Raw genomic sequence first — 21154 nt, 5'->3', positions numbered from 1 at the left:
GGGCACAGGGATGTGCCCCTTTCTCTTTATTGACTGGTGGACTATCGATGGAACTGATGCACTCAGGCGCAACTTTTCGCCGTTCGTTTAAGCTCAGCGTTCTCTGTGCGGGCATGGCTTTACTTTACAGTTCTCCACTTTTAGCGGCCAGTGACGCGTTAACCCGGGCGGGGCACATCACCTCAGCAGGTTTAGCGCAACAGCAAGAACTGCCTTCATTAACCGGTGAAGTGGCGGAACCCGCCCTCGCCAACGTCCCCGACTTTCTCACCATCAACCAGGCGGTACAGCGCGCCATTCAGTGGCATCCCGATATCGCTCAGGCGGTGGGGAAAATGCTGGAGCAGGCCAATCAGGTTGATGTGGCGAAAGCCAAATACTATCCACAAATCAGTGCCGGCATGAACAACGGCTACAGCAATGCTTACAGCGAAAAGGGCTTCAGCCCATCGTTTGTGCTGTCGGTTTCACAGATGTTGTATGACTTCGGCAAGGTCAGCAGTTCGGTGCGTTCCGCCGAAGCGGGCGTGGCGCAGGAGCAGGCCAACGTGCTGGTGAGCATTGATACCGTGGCGCACGATACCGCCGCGGCGCTGGTGGAAGTGCAGGGTTATCAGCAACTGGTCAAAATTGCGCGTGAGCAGCTCACGGCGCTGAGTAAGATTGGCGATCTGGCGCGCCAGCGTAATGAAGAGGGCGCGGCGTCGCTTTCGGATGCCACCCAAACCGATGCGCGTATCGAAGGCGCGCGTACCACCCTAACGCAGTATCAAGCCAACCTCGACCGCTGGCGCGCCACGCTGGCAACCTATCTTGGCTGGCCGCTGGTGAAAAAGGTCAGCGACGATTTTCCCACCAAACTCACCCAGTCCTGTCAGGTGGCGAAAGCCGATGACAAGCTCAATCCGTCGGTGCTGGCGGCCTGGGCGCAGGCCAATCAGGCGCAGGCCAAACTCGATAATGCTAACGCGCAAAACATGCCAACCATCTCGCTGGAACCGCAGGTGACGCATTATCTCAATAATCACTATTCCGGCAGCGAATCGCTGGATCGCACCCAATATTCGGCGTTTGTGAAAGTGGAAATGCCGCTCTATCAGGGCGGCGGCATCACCGCCAGCCGGGACGCGGCCGCCAATGCATTGCAGGCCGCCAATGCGGCCGTCAACTCGGCGCGGCTTAAAGCGCGTCAGCAGCTAAGCGAGTCGCAGAACGCGTCGCAAAGCCTGGCGCTCAGCCTGGCGATCATGGGACGGCAACAGACGCTGGGCGAGAAAACCCAGTCGCTCTATCAGGATCAGTATCTGCAACTCGGCACCCGTCCGCTGCTGGACGTTCTCAACGCCGAGCAGGAAGTGTTCCAGACCCGTTTCACATTGCAGCAAACCATCAGCCAGTTACGCTCACTGCAGCTCGATTGTCTCTACAGCACCGGGCATATGCGGTCGGCGTTTGCTTTGAATAATCAGCGGATCCAGTCCGTGGAGATCCAGCCATGACGCAATTACAGATTCCCGACGCGCCTGATAGCGCGTCCGGGGGAAACGTGCCCTTACACGGATGGGCCACCGCAATCATCCTGATCGCCAGCCATTATCGCTTGCCCTGTTCGCCGGGCATGATCATGGCCGCTGCCGAATGGCAGGGCAAACAGTCACGCGATAAAGCGTTACGCCATCTGGCGCGCCAGGCCGGCTTATCGCTGCAATTATATGAAGAGAATAAGTGGGAGATCACCAGCTGGCGCTTGCCGCTGGCGATTGAGCTGGCCGACGGTCAGGTGGGCGTTATCACCCAGTTTGATGGCGACGATGACGTGCGGGTGCATTTTGCCGGTGATGAACAGCCAGCACCAATTGCGCTGGAGACGTTGCTGCCGGAAATCCGCTTTGCCGCCGCGCTGCGTCCGGTTACCGCCGCCAAAGATAGCCGCGTCGATCGCTATCTCGCCACGGTAAAACCGGATTGGCTGCGCCGTCTGGTGCTGCACGATCTGCGGCCGTACGGCTACGTGATGCTCGGATCCTTCCTGATCAACCTGCTGGCGCTGGTCGGCATTATCTTCTCGATGCAGGTGTACGATCGGGTGATTCCGGCGCAGTCCTATCCCACGCTGTATGTGCTGTATATCGGCGTGATCATCTCGGTGGTGTTCACTTATATTCTGCGCGTTGGGCGCGATCACGTGACCGATCTGCTGGGCAAGCGTGCCGATATGCGCGTCTCCGATCGGGTATTTGGTCACGCGCTGCGGCTGCGTAACAGCGCGGTGCCGCGTTCGACCGGCACCTTTATCTCGCAGCTGCGCGAGCTGGAGGCGATCCGCGAAATGGTTACGTCCACCACGGTCACCTCGATTGTCGATATGCCGTTCTTCCTGCTGTTCATGCTGGTGATGGCGATTATTGCGCCGCAGCTGGCGTGGATTGCGCCGGTGGCGGTGCTGCTGATGATCCTGCCGGGCGTGCTGAGCCAGAAGAAGCTGGCGAAGCTGGCGCAGCAGAACCTGAAAGAGTCGACGCTGCGAAATGCGGTGCTGGTGGAGAGCGTGCAAGGGCTGGAAGATATCAAGCTGATGCAGGCGGAAGATCGCTTCCTGCAACAGTGGAACAGCTACATTCGTATTACCGCGCAATCCGGCGTGGAGATGCGCAAAGTGATGCACTCGCTGATTACCTGGGGCGTGACGGTGCAGGGTTTGGTATACGCCAGCGTGATTGTGATCGGTGCGCCGATGGTAATCAACGGCGATATTACCACCGGTGCGATTGTGGCGGCGTCGCTGCTCTCCTCGCGCATGATTGCGCCGATGGCCACGCTGTGTGGCGTGCTGGCGCGCTGGCAGCAGGTGAAGGCGGCGAAAGGCAGCCTTGATGCGCTGATGAATTTGCCGGTGGAAAACAGCAAAGACGAAACGCGGATCCACACGCCGGTGCTGTTTGGTCACTACCAGTTCACCGACGCAATGTTCCGTTACTACACCGATTCGATGAACATCGCGCTGCGCATTAAAAGCCTGACCATCAAACCGGGCGAGCGCATTGCGGTGCTGGGACGCAACGGTTCGGGTAAATCGACCTTGCTGCAGGCGATGATTGGCGGCATCGATCTGGTCGGCGGTGAACTGCGGCTGGATAACCTCAGCCTGCCGCACATTGATGTGGCGGATGTGCGGCGTAACGTTGGCCTGTTGACGCAAAACGCGCGGCTGTTCCACGGCACGCTACGCGAGAATCTCACTATGGGCGCGGCGCACGCCACCGATGATGCGATCTTTGGCGCGCTCACCGTCAGCGGCGGCGCAGATTTCATTCGTCGTCTGCCGCTCGGCCTCGACCATCCGATCATGGAAGGCGGCGTTGGGCTTTCCGGCGGACAGCGTCAGTCGCTGCTGCTGGCGCGCATGCTGCTGCGCGATCCCAACATCATCCTGCTGGATGAACCGACGGCGGCGCTCGACGATCACACCGAGAAAGAGTTTATCGAACGTCTCGGTCAGTGGCTCAACGGGCGCACCTTGATCGTGGCGACGCACCGTGCGGCGATCCTCGCGCTAGTGGATCGTGTGCTGGTGTTGAAAGAGGGACAACTGGTGATGGACAGCCCGAAAGAGAACGCCTTGCCAACACCGCGTACTAACGGCAACCTGTCGGAGGCGCAATCATGATCAAACAATTACCGGCAAGACTGCGCTTAGTGACGGCGGCAGAAGTGGATTCCTCCGACGATCTGCTCGGCGAGCTGCGATCCGAAACCCATTACACCGGCGCGGTGCGGCTGATCGTCATCAGCACCGCACTGATCCTCGTTGCGGTGATCTGGGCCTGGTTTGGCGTGCTGGATGAAGTCTCAACTGGCACCGGCAAAGTGATTCCTAGCTCGCGCGATCAGGTGCTGCAATCGCTGGAAGGCGGCATCCTCACCGAGCTGTATGTGCACGAAGGCGATCAGGTGCAGGCCGGGCAAGTGGTGGCGCGCCTCGATGCCACGCGCTCGCAATCCAACGTCGGCGAAAGTGCGGCACGCTATCGTGCGGCATTGGCTGCCGCCGCGCGTCTCAATGCGGAAGTGAACGATCAGCCGCTGAGTTTCCCGGCAGAGTTGAATAAGTTTCCCGATCTGATGGCGTCAGAAACGCGGCTGTATAAAACCCGCCGCGCACAGCTCAGTGATGCGACTGCGCAGTTTAAAGAGTCGCTGGCGCTGGCTAACCGCGAGCTGGCCATCACGCAGCGTCTGGCCAAAACCGGTGCCGCCAGTAGCGTGGAAGTGCTGCGTTTGCAGCGCGATAAATCAGATCTGGAGCTGAAACTCACCGATATGCGTTCGCAATATTACGTGCAGGCGCGTGAGGAGCTGGCGAAAGCCAACGCCGAAGCTGACAGCATGGCGCAAGTGGTGAAAGGGCGTGAAGACACGGTGACGCGACTGACCATCCGTTCGCCGATGCGCGGCATCGTAAAAAACATCAAAGTCTCCACCGTGGGCGGCGTGGTACCGCCGAATGGCGAGCTGATGAACATTGTGCCGATGAACGATCGTCTGCTGATTGAAGCGCGTTTGTCACCGCGCGATATCGCCTTTATCCGTCCCGGCCAGCGGGCGGTGGTGAAGATCTCGGCGTATGACTACGCCATTTATGGCGGCCTGAACGGCGTGGTGGAGAGCATCTCGCCGGATACCATTCAGGATGAGGTGAAACCGGAAATTTACTATTACCGCGTGTTTATCCGCACCGATAACGACTACGTGCAGAATAAAGCCGGTAAGCGCTTCTCCATCAGTCCCGGCATGGTTTCTACCGTGGATATTAAAACCGGTGAGAAGACGGTGATGGATTATCTGATTAAGCCGTTTAACAAAGCGCAAGAGGCGATGCGGGAACGCTAATTGGAACGGTATAACGCGTTAGTTTAAAACCGCTGTTTTCCTCAGGAAACGGCGGTTTTTTATTTGGGTGATTGATGAGGGCACCATGAAGTTTCGGCAACTATTACACGAACCGTTAAATATCAAATTCCGCACTTATATAATTAATTACAGCAAGAAATGTCTTGAGCTGGCTTGTTATTAGAGAAAAGGGTTTCCCGAAGTGAACGATAACAAGCCGTTTCTCAAAGGCGCTAAGTGCGCTTAACGCTAAGCTGAGCGCTTTGATACGTTACGCACATGAAATTATGAACAAATCAATGTGGTTTTATTTTCGAGCGCGGGAAGACGGACGCGGTACTTTTCTTTAATGCGCTGCAATTTTCCACCAAAAAACATCCCGAAATATTGGATTTTCCTCGAGGGGCGGCAGGGTTATTAATGCGCAGAGCCGCAGGCCGAACCTCAATGATGTGCTACGGCACGCTTATGAATATTTGATGATTGCTCCATGTTAATAAAAGAGAATTCCACCTTATCAAAATTTGAAAAAAGATTAGGCGTTGTTTCTTTCGCCAATCTTAAACGGCACCTCGGAAAAGCGATCATTTTTCTCCCAATGACGTTGCTGATTATTTATCTGGCAATATTCAGTCAGCCGCGTTTTGTGAGCGAATCCAAAGTCGCGATTAAACGCTCAGATGATCTTGCCAGCAATAGCGTGAATTTTGGCTTGTTGTTAGGGGCGATTAATCCCAGTTCGGTGGAAGATGCACTCTACTTAAAGGAGTACATCAATTCGCCGGATATGCTGGCAGTGCTAGATAAACAACTTAATTTCCGTCAAGCCTTCAGCCAAAGCGGGCTGGATTTCTTGCACCATCTGTCTCCTGATGAAACTGCCGAAAAATTCCTGCGTTATTATCGTGAACGTATCAGCGTAACGTATGACGATAAAGCGGGATTGCTGGCTATTCGCACGCAAGGCTTTACGCCGGACTTTGCCCTTAACTTTAATAAAGCGGTGCTGAAAGAGTCCGAACGCTTTATTAATGAGTTGTCGCACCGTATTGCGCGTGATCAGCTGACCTTTGCGGAAAAGGAGATGGAAAAGTCCCGCTCACGCCTGAATAACAGTAAATCCGAGCTACTGGCGTATCAGAACAGCAACAATGTGCTGGATCCTGAAGCGCAAGCGTTAGCAGCCAGTTCACTGGTTAACACGCTGATGGGGCAGAAGATCCAGATGGAAGCGGAGCTGCGTACTCTGCTGACCTATCTGCGTGATGACGCTGCGCAAGTTGTCAGCGTACGTAACGCCATTGCCTCGATGCAGGCGCAGATCGATAACGAGAAAGGCAAAATCACCGCGCCGCAGGGCGACAAACTTAACCGCATGGCGGTGGAGTTTGAAGAGATTAGATCGCGTGTCGCCTTTGATAATGAGCTTTACAAGCTTGCGCTGACCTCTATCGAAAAAACACGCGTGGAAGCCGCTCGTAAACTGAAAGTGCTTTCGGTGATCAGTTCACCGCAGCAGCCGCAAGAGTCCACTTTCCCCAACATTCCGTATTTGATCGCCTGCTGGTTGCTGGTGTGCTGCTTAATGTTTGGCACCCTGAAACTGTTATTGGCGGTGATTGAAGATCATCGGGATTAATGCTGTCGCAGAATGAGTCTGTTATGAAAATTTTAAAATCATTTGTAATGATCGCAGCTTGCTTCACTGCGCAGGCCAGTGCGGCCTTAAATATTAACGCTGATGCAAACTTAACCGGCGTTAAAACACAATCTCTGCTCAATTCGGCACCGGCAAATATCAGCAGCAATAACAGCGGATTTGATGATACGCCTCTGCCAGCCGCACCTGTGGTACTTAGCCGTATGTTTGGTGCTCAGCTGTTTAATGGCAATAGCGGAGAGAACGGGGCAAGCGTAGGTTTCAATCCCGGCTATATCCTGAATCCAGGAGATAGCGTTCAGGTGCGTTTATGGGGCGCATTTACTTTTGACGGCGCGTTGCAAGTTGATCCCAAAGGCAACATTTTCCTGCCAAATGTGGGGCCGGTAAAAGTCGCTGGCATCAGTAACAGCCAGCTAAACGCGCTGATTACCAGCAAAGTGAAGCAGGTCTACCAAGCCAACGTCAGTGTGTATGCATCGCTATTACAGGCACAGCCTGTGAAAGTCTACGTCACCGGTTTTGTCCACAGCCCGGGTTTATATGGCGGCGTGACGTCGGATTCCCTATTGAACTATTTGATTAAAGCGGGCGGCGTTGATCCTGAACGTGGTAGCTACGTCGATATTGCAGTGAAACGTGGCAATAAAGTGCGATCCAATATCAACCTGTATGATTTTTTGCTTAACGGTAAATTGGGATTATCACAATTTGCCGATGGCGACACCATTGTGGTCGGGCCGCGTCAGCATACGTTCAATGTGCAAGGCGATGTATTCAATAGCTATAACTTTGAATTTCGCAACAGCACTATTCCTGTCACCGAAGCTTTGAGCTGGGCGCGAGTCAAACCGGGTGCGACGCATATTACTATTGTGCGCCAGCAAGGTTTAGCAAAGCGCAGCGAATATTATCCAATTCGCGAGGCGAACGGCCGCTTCCTGCAAGATGGTGACAGACTGATTGTGAGCACCGATCGCTATGCCAGCACGATTCAGGTCCGCGTTGAAGGCGCACACTCAGGTGAACACGCGATGGTACTGCCTTACGGATCCAACATGCAGGCGGTGTTGAAGCAGATTCGACCTAATAGTATGTCGCAGATGAGTGCCATCAAGCTGTATCGTCCCTCCGTGGCCTCCCGCCAGAAAGAGATGATGAACCTGGCGTTGCAGAAGTTAGAGGAAGCCTCGCTTTCTGCGCAATCATCCACCAAGGAAGAGGCTGGCCTTCGCTTCCAGGAAGCGCAATTGGTCAGCCGATTTGTGACGAAAGCGCGTCAGGTCGTGCCAAAAGGTGAAGTCATTCTGAACGAAAAAAACCTCGCGGCCACCCTGCTGGAAGATGGTGATGTGATTAGCATTCCTCAGAAAACCTCACTGGTGCTGGTACATGGTGAAGTGTTGTTCCCGAATGCAGTGAGCTGGGAGAAAGGCTTACGAGCGAAAGATTACATCGCCAAAAGCGGTGGCTTTACGCAGAAGTCCGGCAATGCGCGCGTCATCGTTATTCGCCAGAACGGCGCGGCTGAAGACGCGGAAGATGTCGGTGCGCTGAATCCAGGTGATGAGTTAATGGTGCTGCCGAAGTATGAATCGAAGAGCATCGAAGTGACGCGTGGCATTTCCACCATCCTGTATCAATTAGCCGTTGCGGCGAAAGTGGTTCTTACGCTGTAAGGGTGCATCGTGATGATTGGTATATTCTCTTCAGGCATCTGGCGAATTCCATTTTTGCGTAATTTCCTGGCCCAGCCGTGCCAGAAATTATCGCGGCAACGGCCTGTTTCCGATGCCGTGACCACCATTGCAGTGTGGGGATATCGTCCCAATACACGTCAGCCGGTGGCGTGGGCGCGTGGTGTAGGAAAATCAGTCCTGCGACTGGAAGATGGCTATATCCGCTCGCTGGATCTTGGCGTTAATGGCGCGCCACCTTTTTCACTGGTGCTGGATAGATTGGGGATCTATTACGATGCTAACCGGCCCAGCGAGTTAGAGAAGATGATCCAGGAAAGAGCCGTTAATCAACGGCTTGCCGATGACGCCAAACGAGCAATGAGCATTATCGTTGAGCAAGATTTATCGAAATATAATCAGGCTCCGGCTTTTATTGCTGGAGCACATGCAACCAGCAATGTGGTATTGGTTATTGACCAAACGCTAGGTGACATGTCCGTCACCTATGGCAATGCGGGGCCGAATAATTTTGTCCTGATGTTAGAGGCGGCGATACGGGAAAATCCTGGTGCCATGGTGTGGATAAAAGTCCATCCGGACGTACTACAAGGCAAGAAGTCAGGATATTACCACTCCTTTCAATCCACGCATCGTATACATCTCATGGCTGATGATGTGAGCCCACAATCTCTGTTGCGGCATGTCTCACGTGTCTATGTCATGACTTCGCAGTATGGATTTGAAGCATTGATGGCAGGTAAACCGGTGACGTGCTTTGGCCAACCCTGGTATGCCGGTTGGGGATTGACCGACGATCGCCATCCACAAGCTAAGCAGCTAAGTGAACGGCGTGGCAACGCTACGCTTGAGCAACTGTTTGCGGCGGCCTACTTGCGCTATAGCCGCTATATCCACCCGTTGACCGGCGAGCCCGCAACGCTGTTTGATGTTTTGCATTGGATCCAATTGCAACGCAACTATCAGTTACCACGTATCGGACATCTCTGGGCGCCGGGTCTATCGATGTGGAAATACACCATCCTTAAACCGTTTTTGCGTACCGCTACCAATACGTTGAGTTTTTCAAAAAGTAATAAGCTGGCTACCGCGTGTGTGGTATGGGGAATTGCTGGCGAGCAGCGTTGGTTGGAAAAAGCGCAAGCCCAACAATTACCTGTTTGGCGGATGGAAGATGGTTTTTTACGCTCTTCGGGCCTGGGTTCAGATCTTCTGCCGCCGTTGTCCTTGGTATTGGATAAACGTGGTATTTATTACGATGCCACGCGACCCAGTGATTTAGAGATGTTGCTCAATGAAAGTGAATTAACCGATGCTCAATGTTCGCGGGCGAGGAAGATTCATCATCGGCTCGTAAATAACAGAATCAGTAAATACAATCTTGGCGCTGATTTTACTTTGCCAGCCGATTCAAAAGGTAAACGCGTATTATTGGTGCCAGGCCAGGTAGAAAATGATGCATCTATTCAGACTGGCACCTTTACAATCTGTACTAATCGGGATTTGTTACGAACCGTACGGGAGCGTAATCCTGCGGCATACATTATTTACAAGCCACATCCAGATGTAGTAGTAGGCAACCGCAAAGGGCATATTACTGATAGAGAAATTAATCAATATGCTGATTATCAGGCGCTGGATGCAGACATTATTCAATGTATTCAGGTTTCCAATGAAGTACATACGATGACATCGCTCTCAGGATTCGAAGCTTTATTGCATGGCAAACGCGTGTACTGCTACGGCATGCCATTCTATGCTGGATGGGGATTAACATATGACGAGCATGATTGTTTCCGCCGAGTGAAACAATTAGGCCTTTACGATTTGATCTATCAAGCATTAATTGCCTATCCGACTTACATTCATCCGTTACGACTGGATGCTATTTCAGTAGAAGAAGCCATTGAAATTCTCATCAATACGCCACGAGCAAATATGGTGATTGATAAAAATTGGCGAGACAGACTTATGCGGATGGGAAAAAAGTTATCAATGTTTATTAAGGTTAAATTAGCATTTTAAACCATGAGTGAAGCTATTAAAAAGCTGCTAAAAGGAAAGCAGTTCCTATTGTTGCAAGGGCCAATGGGACCTTTCTTTAATGACATGGCTTATTGGCTGGAGTCATTAGGGCGTGAAGCCGTGAATGTCGTATTCAACGGCGGCGACCGCTTCTATTGCCGTAAACGTAAATACCTCGCGTTCATGCAAACAGAAAAGGAGTTTTCGGCTTGGCTCAACCAAGTTAAGCGGGATTATGACTTTGATACGATTTTGTGCTTTGGCGATTGCCGGACGCTGCATAAGGTAGCGAAGGGCTGGGCGCATACGCAAGGGGTAAGATTTTTCGTATTCGAAGAAGGATATCTGCGACCAAATTTTATTACGCTCGAGGAGGGCGGTGTCAATGGCAACTCTTCATTGCCGCGCGATGCTGAGTTCTATCGACAGCTACTGGCGCAGCCAGCAGCGAAAATAGAGGCATGTTATCCATCTAAAATCCGCAGGATGGCGCATGCCAGTTGGTATTACTTCATTAGCTGGTATTATCGACATACCTTTGACCAATATTGTCACCATAAACCATTTTCACCTTGGCGCGAAGCCACATATTGGTTTCGTGCTGGGTGGCGCAAGACATTATATCAGTTTAAGCAGAGATATATACTTAATAGATTAACGATTGAGCTAGATCAGCGCTATTACCTGGCGATTTTACAAGTTTATAATGACAGCCAAATAGAGCATCATAGCCCTTATAATGATGTGCGGGATTATATCCTTGAGGTAATGTGCTCTTTTGCGCAGCATGCACCAGCGGATACTTATCTGGTGATTAAACATCATCCAATGGATTGCGGGCATCGCAATTACGCAGCGCTGATCAACGAGCTCTGCAAGCGTTTAAATATTATAGATAGAGTAGTTTATATTCATGATCTCCCTTTGCGGGAATTAATTTCACATGCTCAAGGTGTGGTAACGATTAACAGCACCGCAGGGATTTTAGCGTTGATGCATGGTAAGCGGCTAAAAGTGATGGGCGAGGCATTGTACGACATTCGAGGAGTAACGTTTCAGTCGGGATTGGATTTTTTTTGGCGGGATCAGTTTATTACAGATGATTATTTATTCAAAAATTTTATGTCACATTTGACCTGCCAGACGCAAGTTAATATCCATTATTACCAATGGAACGTTTTTTCGAGTAAAGTTTGGTGTGAATTAGAAGACGTGCAAAACTTTAAATGAGCTCAATTTCAGCGTTGTTAATTAACGCCATGCTGACACTCAGGCGCAGCATGGTTCGTCAATTACGGGTTCCCATTCAATATTTAGCCCATTTTAGTTTAGTAAGGTTCTGCTGGCAGGAAGTCCATAGGAATGAGTGTACGCTGCCACCTGACGTTTTCTCTGATTATTTTTGCAGGAATACCAACGGCTAAACTTCCTGGCGGAATGGTTTTTGTCACTAAAGCTTTTGAGCCAATTATACTATTCTTTCCAATCGTAATGCCTTTTTGAATTGTGACATTCTCACCCAGCCATACTGAATCCTCAATGACAATACATTTGGCAGGATTTATTCTTTCTCCAGTCATATCATCAATGATTGAATGCCAATCTGTCGTAGACATCGTTATGTCAGAGAAGAGGCAATCCTTGCCTATGGTGATTGATGCGCCTTCAGTAGCAACAATAAGTACATGACGATTCATTGCTGTTTGATCTCCGATTTCAATTTTAGATCCAGCACCAATAAAGTAACGTCCGCGAATGTAGGTTTTTTTACCAACTTTCCATTCACCGTTACCATTTTCCATATTAATAGATACATTATTTAATATGCATCCTTCGCTGAAAGTAATGCTGGAGTTCTTACCTGATTGAAAATTTAGACTGAAATCACCTAAAACTTTTTCGGGTTTACCTATAACAACATTTCCTGCTGCAATGAAGCTTGCAATCTGTTTCTCATAACTATCATTCATAACAACGTTGATCCTATTCATTTTAAGTGTTTTTCGATTGCAATCACTATAAAGAAGCTTTGTCATTCTTTTTACGTCATGACTTTACGAGATAAAAAATGATGATAGAAATTCATTTAATCTTTCACTGTAACCATCATGATTAAATTCATTAGAGCTAAAGTCATTTGCACAAAATGAATGTGGGAGATTATTGTCTTTTTTGCCATTAATAAGCGCTCGATAGAAACTGCCTGATGCAGGAGAACGGATATTAAAATAAAAACAGATGTCCAGATTCGGCGCGGATTTACCCAGAATATATTGATGATATGGAACGAGGAAGGTAGCAACATTTAAGTCATTCGTCGCTCTGAATTTGTTTCTGGAAAATGCAGCGATTTCATGTTGAAACATAGACGTACTTTCTTCAAAAACAGATTTAATCAAAGGTACATAAGTATGAGTCAGTGTATTGTCAAATCGAACAGCAAATTTTGATTCGAAGATATCGTTACAATTCTGACATGCTGATAAAGTTGCTGTTGTTCTTTCTTTCCCTGGAGAATATGAAGTGCTTTTGTTACCAACAAATAAACTCGCTATCCCATTTGACTTGAAGAAATGCTCAGGGTTGTTTTTTTGAGCAACAAAGAAGTCATCGTTAAAGTAAATAAAGTGTTCTGATAATCCCTTAATTTTGTATAGGTAAGCTTCAATTACATGTGAGTTAAATGTAGGCAAATATTGTTGTGGAATGATTTCGGAATGGTCAACTAATACCACTCTATCCTTGAGGCTATCTGGAATTAATGGTGTTTGATGGTCAGTGACTATAAATATCCTGTTTACCCACGGTATATTTTTTTCAATACTGAGTAGGGAGTAATAGAGTTCATTATGGTTACTGAATCTTGATTCTTCAGTTGCATAAAGTGCATATGATATATTTGCATTGCTGTGCAGCCTTTTTTTTTGCAACCATGCTGAATCATTTGCATCGACCCAGGTGTATACAACATCGATTTTGAAGTTAGGTTTGAAGGAAGATATTGAGTTTTGTAAAGCACTAACAATAATACCTTCTGTTGCATTGATTATATTGTTATGATTTAAGATTAAAGGGTGTCGTTTTAGTAGGTAGTCTCTCAAAAAGAGTATTGGTGCTCTTTTGAATTTCCTGATTTTTCTAAGAGAAATAGTTAGCATCTTATTGGGTTTCATTTTTAAAATTAATCCACCCTGTAAATTTTGAGAATGGACTAATTTATTTTTTTTATTTCAATGACTCAATTCCTGCTTCACGGATAAATAGTGTTCGTCACGTGAAACATGAGGAACAATCGTATCTAAAAACATAGCATAGTCATCGTTTTTATCATTCATCTTGTTGAATGTTACGGCGAGAGGACATCGTTTCGAGCCATGCACAGATTGTATCCAGATGAATTTTTCTTCATATCCTCTATCAAGCAGGGCAAACTGAATGGGTGATTTAATTATACTTTGCTCTCCCTTAGTCATAGTGTTAGAAATGGGTAAGAACTCGAATAAGTAATCGTGTGGGTTACTGACAGACTCAAGTATGTTGTTGTAATGACAAAGTTGCATATTATCAACGCAACAGAATTTTTCAGCGGGTGAAAAATTATAATCAAATTCACAGAAGTGTTCTGCGAAGGTGTTTTTTACTCGGTCGATGTTTCTTTTTTTATTCTTAATAAAAGTATAAGGAATACCCGTTGGAGATATAAAATCTTTATTCGTAACCTTCTTAAGGAATAGAAAGTTTAAATCTATAAATATAAATAATTCTCGTTTTGGACTGATGTTTCTTATCTTATTTTTGAAAGCCTCACTGTAGTTTTTAAAAACACTTATGTCACTGTTGTTGCTTATTATACTTTGGCTAATGTATGAGAGACTTTTAAAATTAGTGTACTTAATAATACTACGATACTGATACCTTACTAAGCTTTCTTTGAATTTTATTTTATCACTTATAGTGTCGATGACTATTAAATGAATGTTTAATTTTTCATTATCATATTTTAGTAATGGAGGCTCAGTGATTGTTTCAACCGTTGGCGTTGTGTTTACTGCATTAATTATTTCTTTTGATCTTCCACCCAGAATATTCTTAAAAGCATCCTTAACGAAAAGACCGGGGGTATTTAATAATTTTGATGTTTTAGTCATCATTCACACTCCTTTAATAGCTTATCCATAACTTTAGATATTTCGTATTTTTCAAGATAGGTTTTTCGACTGTTCTCTCCAAGTTGAATTAGTAAGTTCTCATCAGCCATAAGTCTTTCCATGTTCATGGCAAAGTGTTGTGTATCAAAACAGGGAGAAACTAAAGCGTTATATTCATTCACCAGGAAATCTTTAGGACCATAGCCTATATCATAACTAACCACAGGTTTGCTCATGCTAAATCTTTCAATATAGACCATCCCAAAAGCTTCTTTAGCAGATGTGAGTGCGCAGAATGCACTATTGTAGATCTCTTCATAAACTAATGATGTCGGTGGATGAATGGTAACTTGTGATGTTAAACCTAGCGTTGCAATTTGATTGATAAGGTTTTCTTTTTCATCACCGTCACCAAAAATATCTAAAATCCAATCTGGGAATTTTTTTGCTATTTTTGCAAAAGATTCTATTAATAAATTGAATTGTTTTAACTCAATCAAACGACCAAAAGAAACAATTCTTTTCTTCTGAGTATCCCTACCCGATTGTGAAATTAGTGGAAACTTATCTTCGAGTCCATTTGGAATGGGGGTAACCTTACTAATTCCTTGAGCATTGTACTCTTCTTTTTGAAAAGAGGTGAGAGTAAGTACCTTGTAAGCTTTAGGATAGTTTCTTAACAAAGTTATCTGTATTTCTTTAGAGTGTGAGCTAAATTCACGATGTTCTTGAACAATGACTTTATTCGACTTATGGGCATGCTTGATGATATTCACACATAGGCCTGGGAATGTGCCTATAATTATTGCGTTCTTAATAGTTTTTAAAATGCTTACCAGTTTGAAGTCTGTCAACAAAGATAAGCCATTGTAAAGATCTTCTGATTTTTTAAAAATCTTTGAAGAATATTGAGCGAGGTGACTATCCAGCTTTGTGCGGAACTTGCCATTGCTGCGTGCGTCATTGAGATATTCAATACGTACACTGGGATCAAGTTGTAGCTTAGGTGTATCACTGGTGCGCCGCATTGAGATAATGGATACCTGATAGCCAACAGAAACCAGATAATTTGCCTGGTTTATAACTGTTTGTACTGTTCCACCTACGCCATAGATATTATAACAGCAGTAAACAATGTGCTGTTGTTTATCGGCAATCACGTTATCCAGAAATTTATTAGTTTTATTAAAATTTTCATAATCACGGATGACTTTAAGGAAATCCTTTCTGGCTCGATGTTTGATCTTGAAATCAATGCTTTTGTCTGAAAATAGGTCTTCAAGTTCATCAATAGTACGCACGACTGAACCGTTGAATTCATAGGGGGATTTTAAAAAATGACCTCGTTCAAACTTGTAATTATCATAGTCAAATTGTAGGAAAATAACCGGTGTTTTTATCAGGTTAAATTCAAAGGCAATTGATGAGTAATCTGTTATGCATACAGCCGTATCTTTTAATACTGCTGAAAAGTCATCATGCCCGACAAATGAAATAGCTCCATCAAAGAGTTTTTCTATCATTGGTTTAAGATGGAGTATCTTTTCATGCAAATAAAATGCGATGTTTAAATTTCTTTTATTTGCATAATCAATTATTCCTTGGCTGTTTTTAATCTGCTGGACTATGTCTAAAAATGGATTGTCATCGCCAGGTTTTGTCCACTCTTCACGCCAGGTAAAAAAGAATAATATGTTTTTTTCATTTTTCTTCTTCATTGGTAGTAGCTCATGTCGCGACAAGCCACTATTGATCACTCTTTTGTCGAGGAAACCAATATTCAGTATGAGTTTCTTTAGCGCCTGTAAATCATCGACCTCAACAGAATTTTTGTTAACGTAATAGCGCTGGAGTAGCAAGATGTAGAAATCTTCCAGGTTATTCCTGGAAAAAAAGTCATCGTAGTGTGGTATTTTGTATTTGATGGCTAATCTTTTTGTTTGGTTAATATCTTTTTGTGTTTGTAGTGTATTGATAACGATATTTTTTTCTGACTTCAACGAAGTGCTAAAATATCTTATTCTACCGTTGTAGTGACCTTTAAATATGAATATTCTCTTGTAAGAGATGATTCCGTGTTGAAGGTACACGATGGGAGCCCAGCCCTTTTCTAATGGTTTTTTATTAAAAGAGGGGAAAGTATCAAGATATCCGTCATTAAGCAGGAGGTAATCTGCATTAAAAAATATCTTATAATGCTTTTTGCTATCCTTAAGTATGATGTTTTTATTAAAAGGTAAAAGTTTTTCTATGTCGACATTCTGTTTGCTATATATGAAAAAAGTGTTTTTAAATCCTGACTTCATTCTATGCTGAAAATAACAAAAGCCATTATCACGGGCCTGCAACCCTCCTTTTTCTCCAATGAGTATCAACAAATCTTGATGTTCGATTCCCTTCATTTCTCTTACCTAAAATAGATTGTTGTAAAATGATCAGCGGTGTTATTTATATTGGAATAGTATTTTTGTTATTTTCACTTCTTAAGTAAGCTTCAATAGCATCATTTACCGAGTCATAATAATTGACATAATTATCCCTACCAATGAAAATAGCTGCGTCACAATACTCTTTGAGCGTACTTAAGCTATGCGACACCATCAAAAAACTCGCACTTTTATGTCGTTCCTGGAACATCTTTGAGCATTTTTCTTTGAAGCGCGCATCACCTACCGCGGTGACTTCATCCACAAGATAATAATCAAAATCAAAAGCCATGCTTAAACCAAAACTTAATCTTGATTTCATTCCGGATGAATAAGTTTTGATCGGCATATTGAAGTATTTACCCAATTCAGCAAATGACTCAACAAAATCTATTTTCTCTTTCATCTCATTATGTTTGGCATATAAACGCGCGACGAATTTAACGTTTTCCCTACCGCTAAGACTGCCCTGAAAACCGCCAGTAAGGCCAACCGGCCAGGAAATCGTTTTATTGGTAGTGATTGCGCCGCTATCAGGCCGGTCAATACCACCAATCATGCGCAATAATGTTGATTTACCTGCGCCATTTCGGCCAACCAACGCCACACTTTTTCCACTTGGAAGGGTGAGGTTCAAATCTTTAAACACGAAGTGCCGGCCTGATGAGGTGCGGTACGACTTTGTAAGATTTTCAATCTTAATCATGATGTCAGCATTGCCTCTTCACGGGTGCGATAGATGGCAAGCCCCAAAAATAATGTCGTTAGTGTGAGAATGGCGAGATAAACGAGGCTGACGCCTTCGCTACTATAGCCCGGCATCACTGCTGCTCGGCTGAGTTCCACCACATGCAGGAGGGGATTCCAGATTAGAAATGGCCAGTAATCTTTCGGCACTGCGTGCAGTGGAAACATTATTCCCGAGATGAAATAGAGCGGTTTAAGGAGAATTGGCAAAAGCTTCTGCGTTTCTGTGTAGGTTTTACCTATCACCATAAAAATGAGTCCAGCGCCACATGAGAAAATAATCAAAAGACTCCATGCACCCACTAATTGCAGTAGATTTGCCACAGAAAAATACTCCCCGGCAGCCCAAACAATCAACATCAGAAATATATAGACAGTTACGTAGATAATCGTCTCTAACATCGCCCTTGCTAAAACAGTATCGATGGGTTTAACCGGACGATAGTTAAATAAGCCTTGGTTCGCGTCAATTGCTCCAAGTGATCGAGTAGAGATATTAGAAAAAATGAAAAAGGGAATAATCCCATTAAGTAAGAATACAGGGAAGGAAATGTCTGGCATTATCCTATGCATGATGAAGCCAAAAATGGCCATCAATATTAATAAATGGGCTGATGGTTCTAGTATCGCCCAGAGATACCCCAAACGGAACTTACCGAATCTGGTTCTTATCTCTCTAAAAAACAATGCGTTAATCGTGGCGCTTTGTACATTTAATCCACTTCTTGCCATTTAAAACTCACAGTATTCTTGATTAATAGATATGCTACCGCCCTTGGCTTAACAGTTACCAATGCGCTGAAGATAAGATAATAGATAATAAGCAGACTCGAATGGTCGCGTTGATTTGCCATCTACAGTTAGCTGATTAAATGGGTTGTTATTTGATTTGTATCGTATTTGCTACTTTTCAATCGATGAAATTATTGCCTGCCTTCCTATGAAGATAATTGAGAAAAGGCTCAATTTTCCTTATTCACTTTGCTCAAAACATTCTTGATTAAATTATTATCGTTTGTGGTTTCAAGCTCTCTCCAGCCGAAATGATTGACCTTGATTTTTCTGGAGGCTTACCACGTCAAAGCATTGATTGCACCCAACTTCAATCTTCGTAATAATCACGCCCATCTATCCCTTCCTCGTAGTATTTACGTTGAGGGGATTTTTTTCATCTATACCTAAACAGACCTATCGACTTACGGATCTTAAGAGGACCAGTTATGCATAACACCTTGGGCAATCAGTATGATAACTCATTGGTTTCTAACGCTTTTGGTTTCATGCGCTTCCCCCTCAACTTCCAGCCTTACGACAGTGACGCTGAGTGGGTGATCACCGGTGTTCCTTTCGATGCCGCGACCTCCGGTCGTCCAGGCAGCCGTTTAGGTCCGGGGGCAATCCGCCAGATTTCCACCAACCTGGCGTGGGAAGGCTGTCGCTGGCCGTGGGATTTCGATCTGCGCCAGCGTTTGAACGTGGTGGATTGCGGCGATCTGGTTTATGCCTTTGGCGATTCACAGGATCTCTCTGACAAACTGCAGGCGCACGCCGAGAAACTGCTAGCGAACGGTAAGCGCATGCTGACCTTTGGCGGTGACCACTACGTCACTCTGCCGCTGCTGCGTGCACACGCTAAGCACTTCGGCAAAATGGCGCTGGTGCATTTCGATGCGCACACCGATACCTATTCCAATGGTCCTACTTTCGATCACGGCACCATGTTCTTCACCGCGCCAAAAGAGGGTTTGATCGATCCGCAGCACTCTGTACAGATCGGTATTCGTACCGAGTTCGATAAGAGCTTGGGCTTCAACGTGCTGGATGCCGCGCAGGTCAACGATCGCAGCGTTGATGACATTCTGGCGGAAGTGAAGCGTACCGTTGGCGATCTGCCGGTGTATCTGACCTTTGATATCGATTGTCTGGATCCCGCCCATGCACCGGGCACCGGCACGCCAGTGATTGGCGGCTTGAGCAGCGATAAAGCCACCAAGCTGATTCGCGGTTTGCAGGGCATGAATATCGTCGGTATGGATCTGGTGGAAGTGGCGCCGGGCTACGATCACGCCGATCTGACCTCGCTGGCCGCAGCCACACTGGCGCTGGACATGCTGCACGTGCAGGCGGCAAATAAAGGTTAATCCTTTCTCCTGCGGCTACACTTATTGGCGGTTAATTAATCTGCGGAGGCGACTATGGGTTTACTGGACGATTTAGCTGGATCGCTGGGAAACAGCAACGGAAGCGGGCAGGGCAACCAGATGCAACAGCTGATGGCAATCTGGAACTGGGTGCAGGAACAGGGCGGCGTTGAAGTGCTGCTGCAGAAGTTTCAACAGGGCGGACTCGGGCAGGTGCTGAATAACTGGCTTGGCAGCGGCAGTAACATGTCGATTGATGGCGGCGAGATTCAAAATGCGCTTGGCAATGATCAGCTGCAGTCGCTAGCGGATAAGCTCGGCACCGATGTACAGGGTGCGTCCGGTACGCTGGCTGCCTTATTGCCGCAGGTGATTGATAAGCTGTCGCCGCAGGGCCACATTAAGACGTCGAATACCCAGGATTTGGGTGCGATGGTGGATGGATTGTTTAAGCGTTGAAGATTGTTTGCTTTGATCTTTGCTTATGTCCCCCATCCCGGCCTTCCCCCATGAATGGGGGAAGGAGAAGCAGCTAAATGCAGCTTCCTCACTGACATGTGGCAGCATCTTCCTCCCCCATTCATGGGGGAGGACCGAGGAGGGGGACAGCAAGCACGATCTATTTCCCAGCCGCAATACGCTCACGAATATGCTGGGCGCGGGCTTCCGAATCCGGATGCGAATCAAACATCGAACTCTGTCTTCCTTGCTCCAGTTTCGCTAGCTTCTCAAAGCTGGTCGCTAATCCCATCGGATCAATGCCGCGCTTTTTCAGCAGGTCGAACGAGTAGTCATCGGCTTGTGTTTCCTGAGTTTGCGAGAATTGCGCATTCACCAGCTTCTCACCCATTTCACCCAATTGTGATTGTGACAGCGAGCCAATCACGCCGCCGACAGAAGCCGCAGCGGTGCGCGTTGCGGTGGTCGTCAGCGCCACCTGCATCGCTTTGCGCGTATGGCCCAGCGCGACGTGGCCCATTTCATGGCCCAGCACACCTTCGACTTCGTTATCGGTCATCATATCCATCAACCCGCTATAGACGCGGATACAACCGTTCGCCATCGCCCAGGCGTTAACGTCTTTGGTCTGATAAACCTTGTAGTTGGCAGGCACGCCGTTGATGTTGTCGCCTAGCGCCGCCGCGATTTTGTTCAGGCGCTGCTGGTATTCACTGTTAGCGGGCGCAACCTGATTGTCTTTATCCATCTGCGCACAGGATTGATCGCTCAACTCTTTTACCTGCGTATCGTTCAGCGCATAGGCCTGATAAGCCTGCGCACCCGATTGTAGCAGCGCATTGTTATCAAACCCCTCGCAGCCGCTCAGCAGCGAAGCCATTCCCAGAGCAACAATTGTGGCTCTCATTTTCATATCGGCATCCTTTGGGTAACAAGGTAAAGAAAACAAACACCTGAAACT

General features: G+C 46.8%; 16 protein-coding genes. 9 read left to right on the top strand and 7 right to left on the bottom strand.

The features are described from left to right. Positions 1–47 precede the first annotated feature (47 nt). The 7 genes from P6287_RS15870 to P6287_RS15840 all read left to right on the top strand — a co-directional run bounded on the left by P6287_RS15870 (position 48) and on the right by P6287_RS15840 (position 11502). On the top strand, positions 48–1499 hold the full coding sequence (locus tag P6287_RS15870; RefSeq protein WP_277974069.1) for a TolC family outer membrane protein: 1452 nt from the start codon (positions 48–50) through the stop codon (positions 1497–1499). Then, positions 1496–3667: a type I secretion system permease/ATPase gene (locus P6287_RS15865; protein ID WP_277974068.1), complete on the top strand. Its 2172-nt coding sequence runs from the start codon at positions 1496–1498 to the stop codon at positions 3665–3667. The genes P6287_RS15870 and P6287_RS15865 overlap by 4 nt, the downstream gene beginning before the upstream one ends. Beyond that, positions 3664–4890: an HlyD family type I secretion periplasmic adaptor subunit gene (locus P6287_RS15860; protein ID WP_277974067.1), complete on the top strand. Its 1227-nt coding sequence runs from the start codon at positions 3664–3666 to the stop codon at positions 4888–4890. Before P6287_RS15865 ends, P6287_RS15860 begins: the two co-directional genes overlap by 4 nt. Positions 4891–5380: 490 nt before the next feature. Then, positions 5381–6529: a capsule biosynthesis protein gene (locus P6287_RS15855; RefSeq protein WP_277974066.1), complete on the top strand. Its 1149-nt coding sequence runs from the start codon at positions 5381–5383 to the stop codon at positions 6527–6529. 23 nt (positions 6530–6552) lie between these two features. Further along, entirely contained in the window at positions 6553–8229 is a 1677-nt protein-coding gene (locus P6287_RS15850) for a polysaccharide biosynthesis/export family protein (RefSeq protein ID WP_277974065.1), read from the top strand. Between the two features lie 12 nt (positions 8230–8241). Further along, entirely contained in the window at positions 8242–10272 is a 2031-nt protein-coding gene (locus P6287_RS15845; RefSeq protein WP_277974938.1) for a capsular polysaccharide biosynthesis protein, read from the top strand. A 3-nt stretch (positions 10273–10275) separates the two neighbouring features. After that, complete coding sequence (locus tag P6287_RS15840) at positions 10276–11502, top strand: capsular biosynthesis protein (RefSeq protein ID WP_277974064.1); 1227 nt, start codon at positions 10276–10278, stop codon at positions 11500–11502. 98 nt (positions 11503–11600) lie between these two features. Here P6287_RS15840 and P6287_RS15835 read toward each other — a convergent pair whose 3' ends face one another. The 6 genes from P6287_RS15835 to P6287_RS15810 form a co-directional block, all read right to left on the bottom strand. Further along, positions 11601–12242, bottom strand: coding sequence for an acyltransferase (locus P6287_RS15835; RefSeq protein WP_277974063.1), 642 nt, complete (start codon positions 12240–12242; stop codon positions 11601–11603). Between the two features lie 84 nt (positions 12243–12326). After that, positions 12327–13445, bottom strand: a complete 1119-nt coding sequence (locus P6287_RS15830; protein WP_277974062.1) for a Stealth CR1 domain-containing protein — start codon at positions 13443–13445, stop codon at positions 12327–12329. Between the two features lie 57 nt (positions 13446–13502). Then, the gene (locus tag P6287_RS15825; RefSeq protein WP_137386410.1) at positions 13503–14423 is read right to left on the bottom strand and encodes a hypothetical protein; all 921 of its coding nucleotides are present in this window, start codon (positions 14421–14423) and stop codon (positions 13503–13505) included. Further along, positions 14420–16822 (bottom strand): glycosyltransferase, encoded by a 2403-nt coding sequence (locus tag P6287_RS15820; protein ID WP_277974061.1) that lies wholly within the window; start codon positions 16820–16822, stop codon positions 14420–14422. The genes P6287_RS15825 and P6287_RS15820 overlap by 4 nt, the downstream gene beginning before the upstream one ends. A gap of 46 nt (positions 16823–16868) precedes the next feature. Beyond that, on the bottom strand, positions 16869–17552 hold the full coding sequence (locus P6287_RS15815; protein ID WP_277974060.1) for an ABC transporter ATP-binding protein: 684 nt from the start codon (positions 17550–17552) through the stop codon (positions 16869–16871). Further along, on the bottom strand, positions 17549–18325 hold the full coding sequence (locus P6287_RS15810; protein ID WP_277974059.1) for an ABC transporter permease: 777 nt from the start codon (positions 18323–18325) through the stop codon (positions 17549–17551). Before P6287_RS15810 ends, P6287_RS15815 begins: the two co-directional genes overlap by 4 nt. 488 nt (positions 18326–18813) lie before the next feature. Between P6287_RS15810 and speB the strand changes: the two genes are divergently transcribed. After that, positions 18814–19734, top strand: coding sequence for an agmatinase (gene speB / locus P6287_RS15805; RefSeq protein WP_101761932.1), 921 nt, complete (start codon positions 18814–18816; stop codon positions 19732–19734). A gap of 54 nt (positions 19735–19788) precedes the next feature. After that, positions 19789–20193 carry a YidB family protein gene (locus P6287_RS15800; RefSeq protein ID WP_277974058.1) on the top strand — a complete coding sequence of 135 codons (405 nt, stop codon included), beginning with the start codon at positions 19789–19791 and terminating at the stop codon, positions 20191–20193. 160 nt (positions 20194–20353) lie between these two features. Here P6287_RS15800 and P6287_RS15795 read toward each other — a convergent pair whose 3' ends face one another. Next, positions 20354–21106, bottom strand: a complete 753-nt coding sequence (locus P6287_RS15795) for a M48 family metallopeptidase (protein ID WP_101761934.1) — start codon at positions 21104–21106, stop codon at positions 20354–20356. Between the last annotated feature and the right edge of the window lie 48 nt (positions 21107–21154).

The organism is Pantoea sp. X85 (genome assembly GCF_029623675.1).
Lineage (GTDB): Bacteria > Pseudomonadota > Gammaproteobacteria > Enterobacterales > Enterobacteriaceae > Pantoea > Pantoea leporis.
Note: the sequence above shows the minus strand (reverse complement) of the source record. Positions and strands in the feature narration are given on the sequence as shown.

Excerpts from the sequence above, each read along its gene's own strand:
- P6287_RS15870 (WP_277974069.1), top strand. The coding sequence starts at position 48 with ATGGAACTGATGCACTCAGGCGCAACTTTTCGCCGTTCGTTTAAGCTC.
- P6287_RS15865 (WP_277974068.1), top strand. The coding sequence starts at position 1,496 with ATGACGCAATTACAGATTCCCGACGCGCCTGATAGCGCGTCCGGGGGA.
- P6287_RS15860 (WP_277974067.1), top strand. The coding sequence starts at position 3,664 with ATGATCAAACAATTACCGGCAAGACTGCGCTTAGTGACGGCGGCAGAA.
- P6287_RS15855 (WP_277974066.1), top strand. The coding sequence starts at position 5,381 with ATGTTAATAAAAGAGAATTCCACCTTATCAAAATTTGAAAAAAGATTA.
- P6287_RS15850 (WP_277974065.1), top strand. The coding sequence starts at position 6,553 with ATGAAAATTTTAAAATCATTTGTAATGATCGCAGCTTGCTTCACTGCG.
- P6287_RS15845 (WP_277974938.1), top strand. The coding sequence starts at position 8,242 with ATGATTGGTATATTCTCTTCAGGCATCTGGCGAATTCCATTTTTGCGT.
- P6287_RS15840 (WP_277974064.1), top strand. The coding sequence starts at position 10,276 with ATGAGTGAAGCTATTAAAAAGCTGCTAAAAGGAAAGCAGTTCCTATTG.
- P6287_RS15835 (WP_277974063.1), bottom strand. The coding sequence starts at position 12,242 with ATGAATGATAGTTATGAGAAACAGATTGCAAGCTTCATTGCAGCAGGA.
- P6287_RS15830 (WP_277974062.1), bottom strand. The coding sequence starts at position 13,445 with ATGAAACCCAATAAGATGCTAACTATTTCTCTTAGAAAAATCAGGAAA.
- P6287_RS15825 (WP_137386410.1), bottom strand. The coding sequence starts at position 14,423 with ATGATGACTAAAACATCAAAATTATTAAATACCCCCGGTCTTTTCGTT.
- P6287_RS15820 (WP_277974061.1), bottom strand. The coding sequence starts at position 16,822 with ATGAAGGGAATCGAACATCAAGATTTGTTGATACTCATTGGAGAAAAA.
- P6287_RS15815 (WP_277974060.1), bottom strand. The coding sequence starts at position 17,552 with ATGATTAAGATTGAAAATCTTACAAAGTCGTACCGCACCTCATCAGGC.
- P6287_RS15810 (WP_277974059.1), bottom strand. The coding sequence starts at position 18,325 with ATGGCAAGAAGTGGATTAAATGTACAAAGCGCCACGATTAACGCATTG.
- speB (WP_101761932.1), top strand. The coding sequence starts at position 18,814 with ATGCATAACACCTTGGGCAATCAGTATGATAACTCATTGGTTTCTAAC.
- P6287_RS15800 (WP_277974058.1), top strand. The coding sequence starts at position 19,789 with ATGGGTTTACTGGACGATTTAGCTGGATCGCTGGGAAACAGCAACGGA.
- P6287_RS15795 (WP_101761934.1), bottom strand. The coding sequence starts at position 21,106 with ATGAAAATGAGAGCCACAATTGTTGCTCTGGGAATGGCTTCGCTGCTG.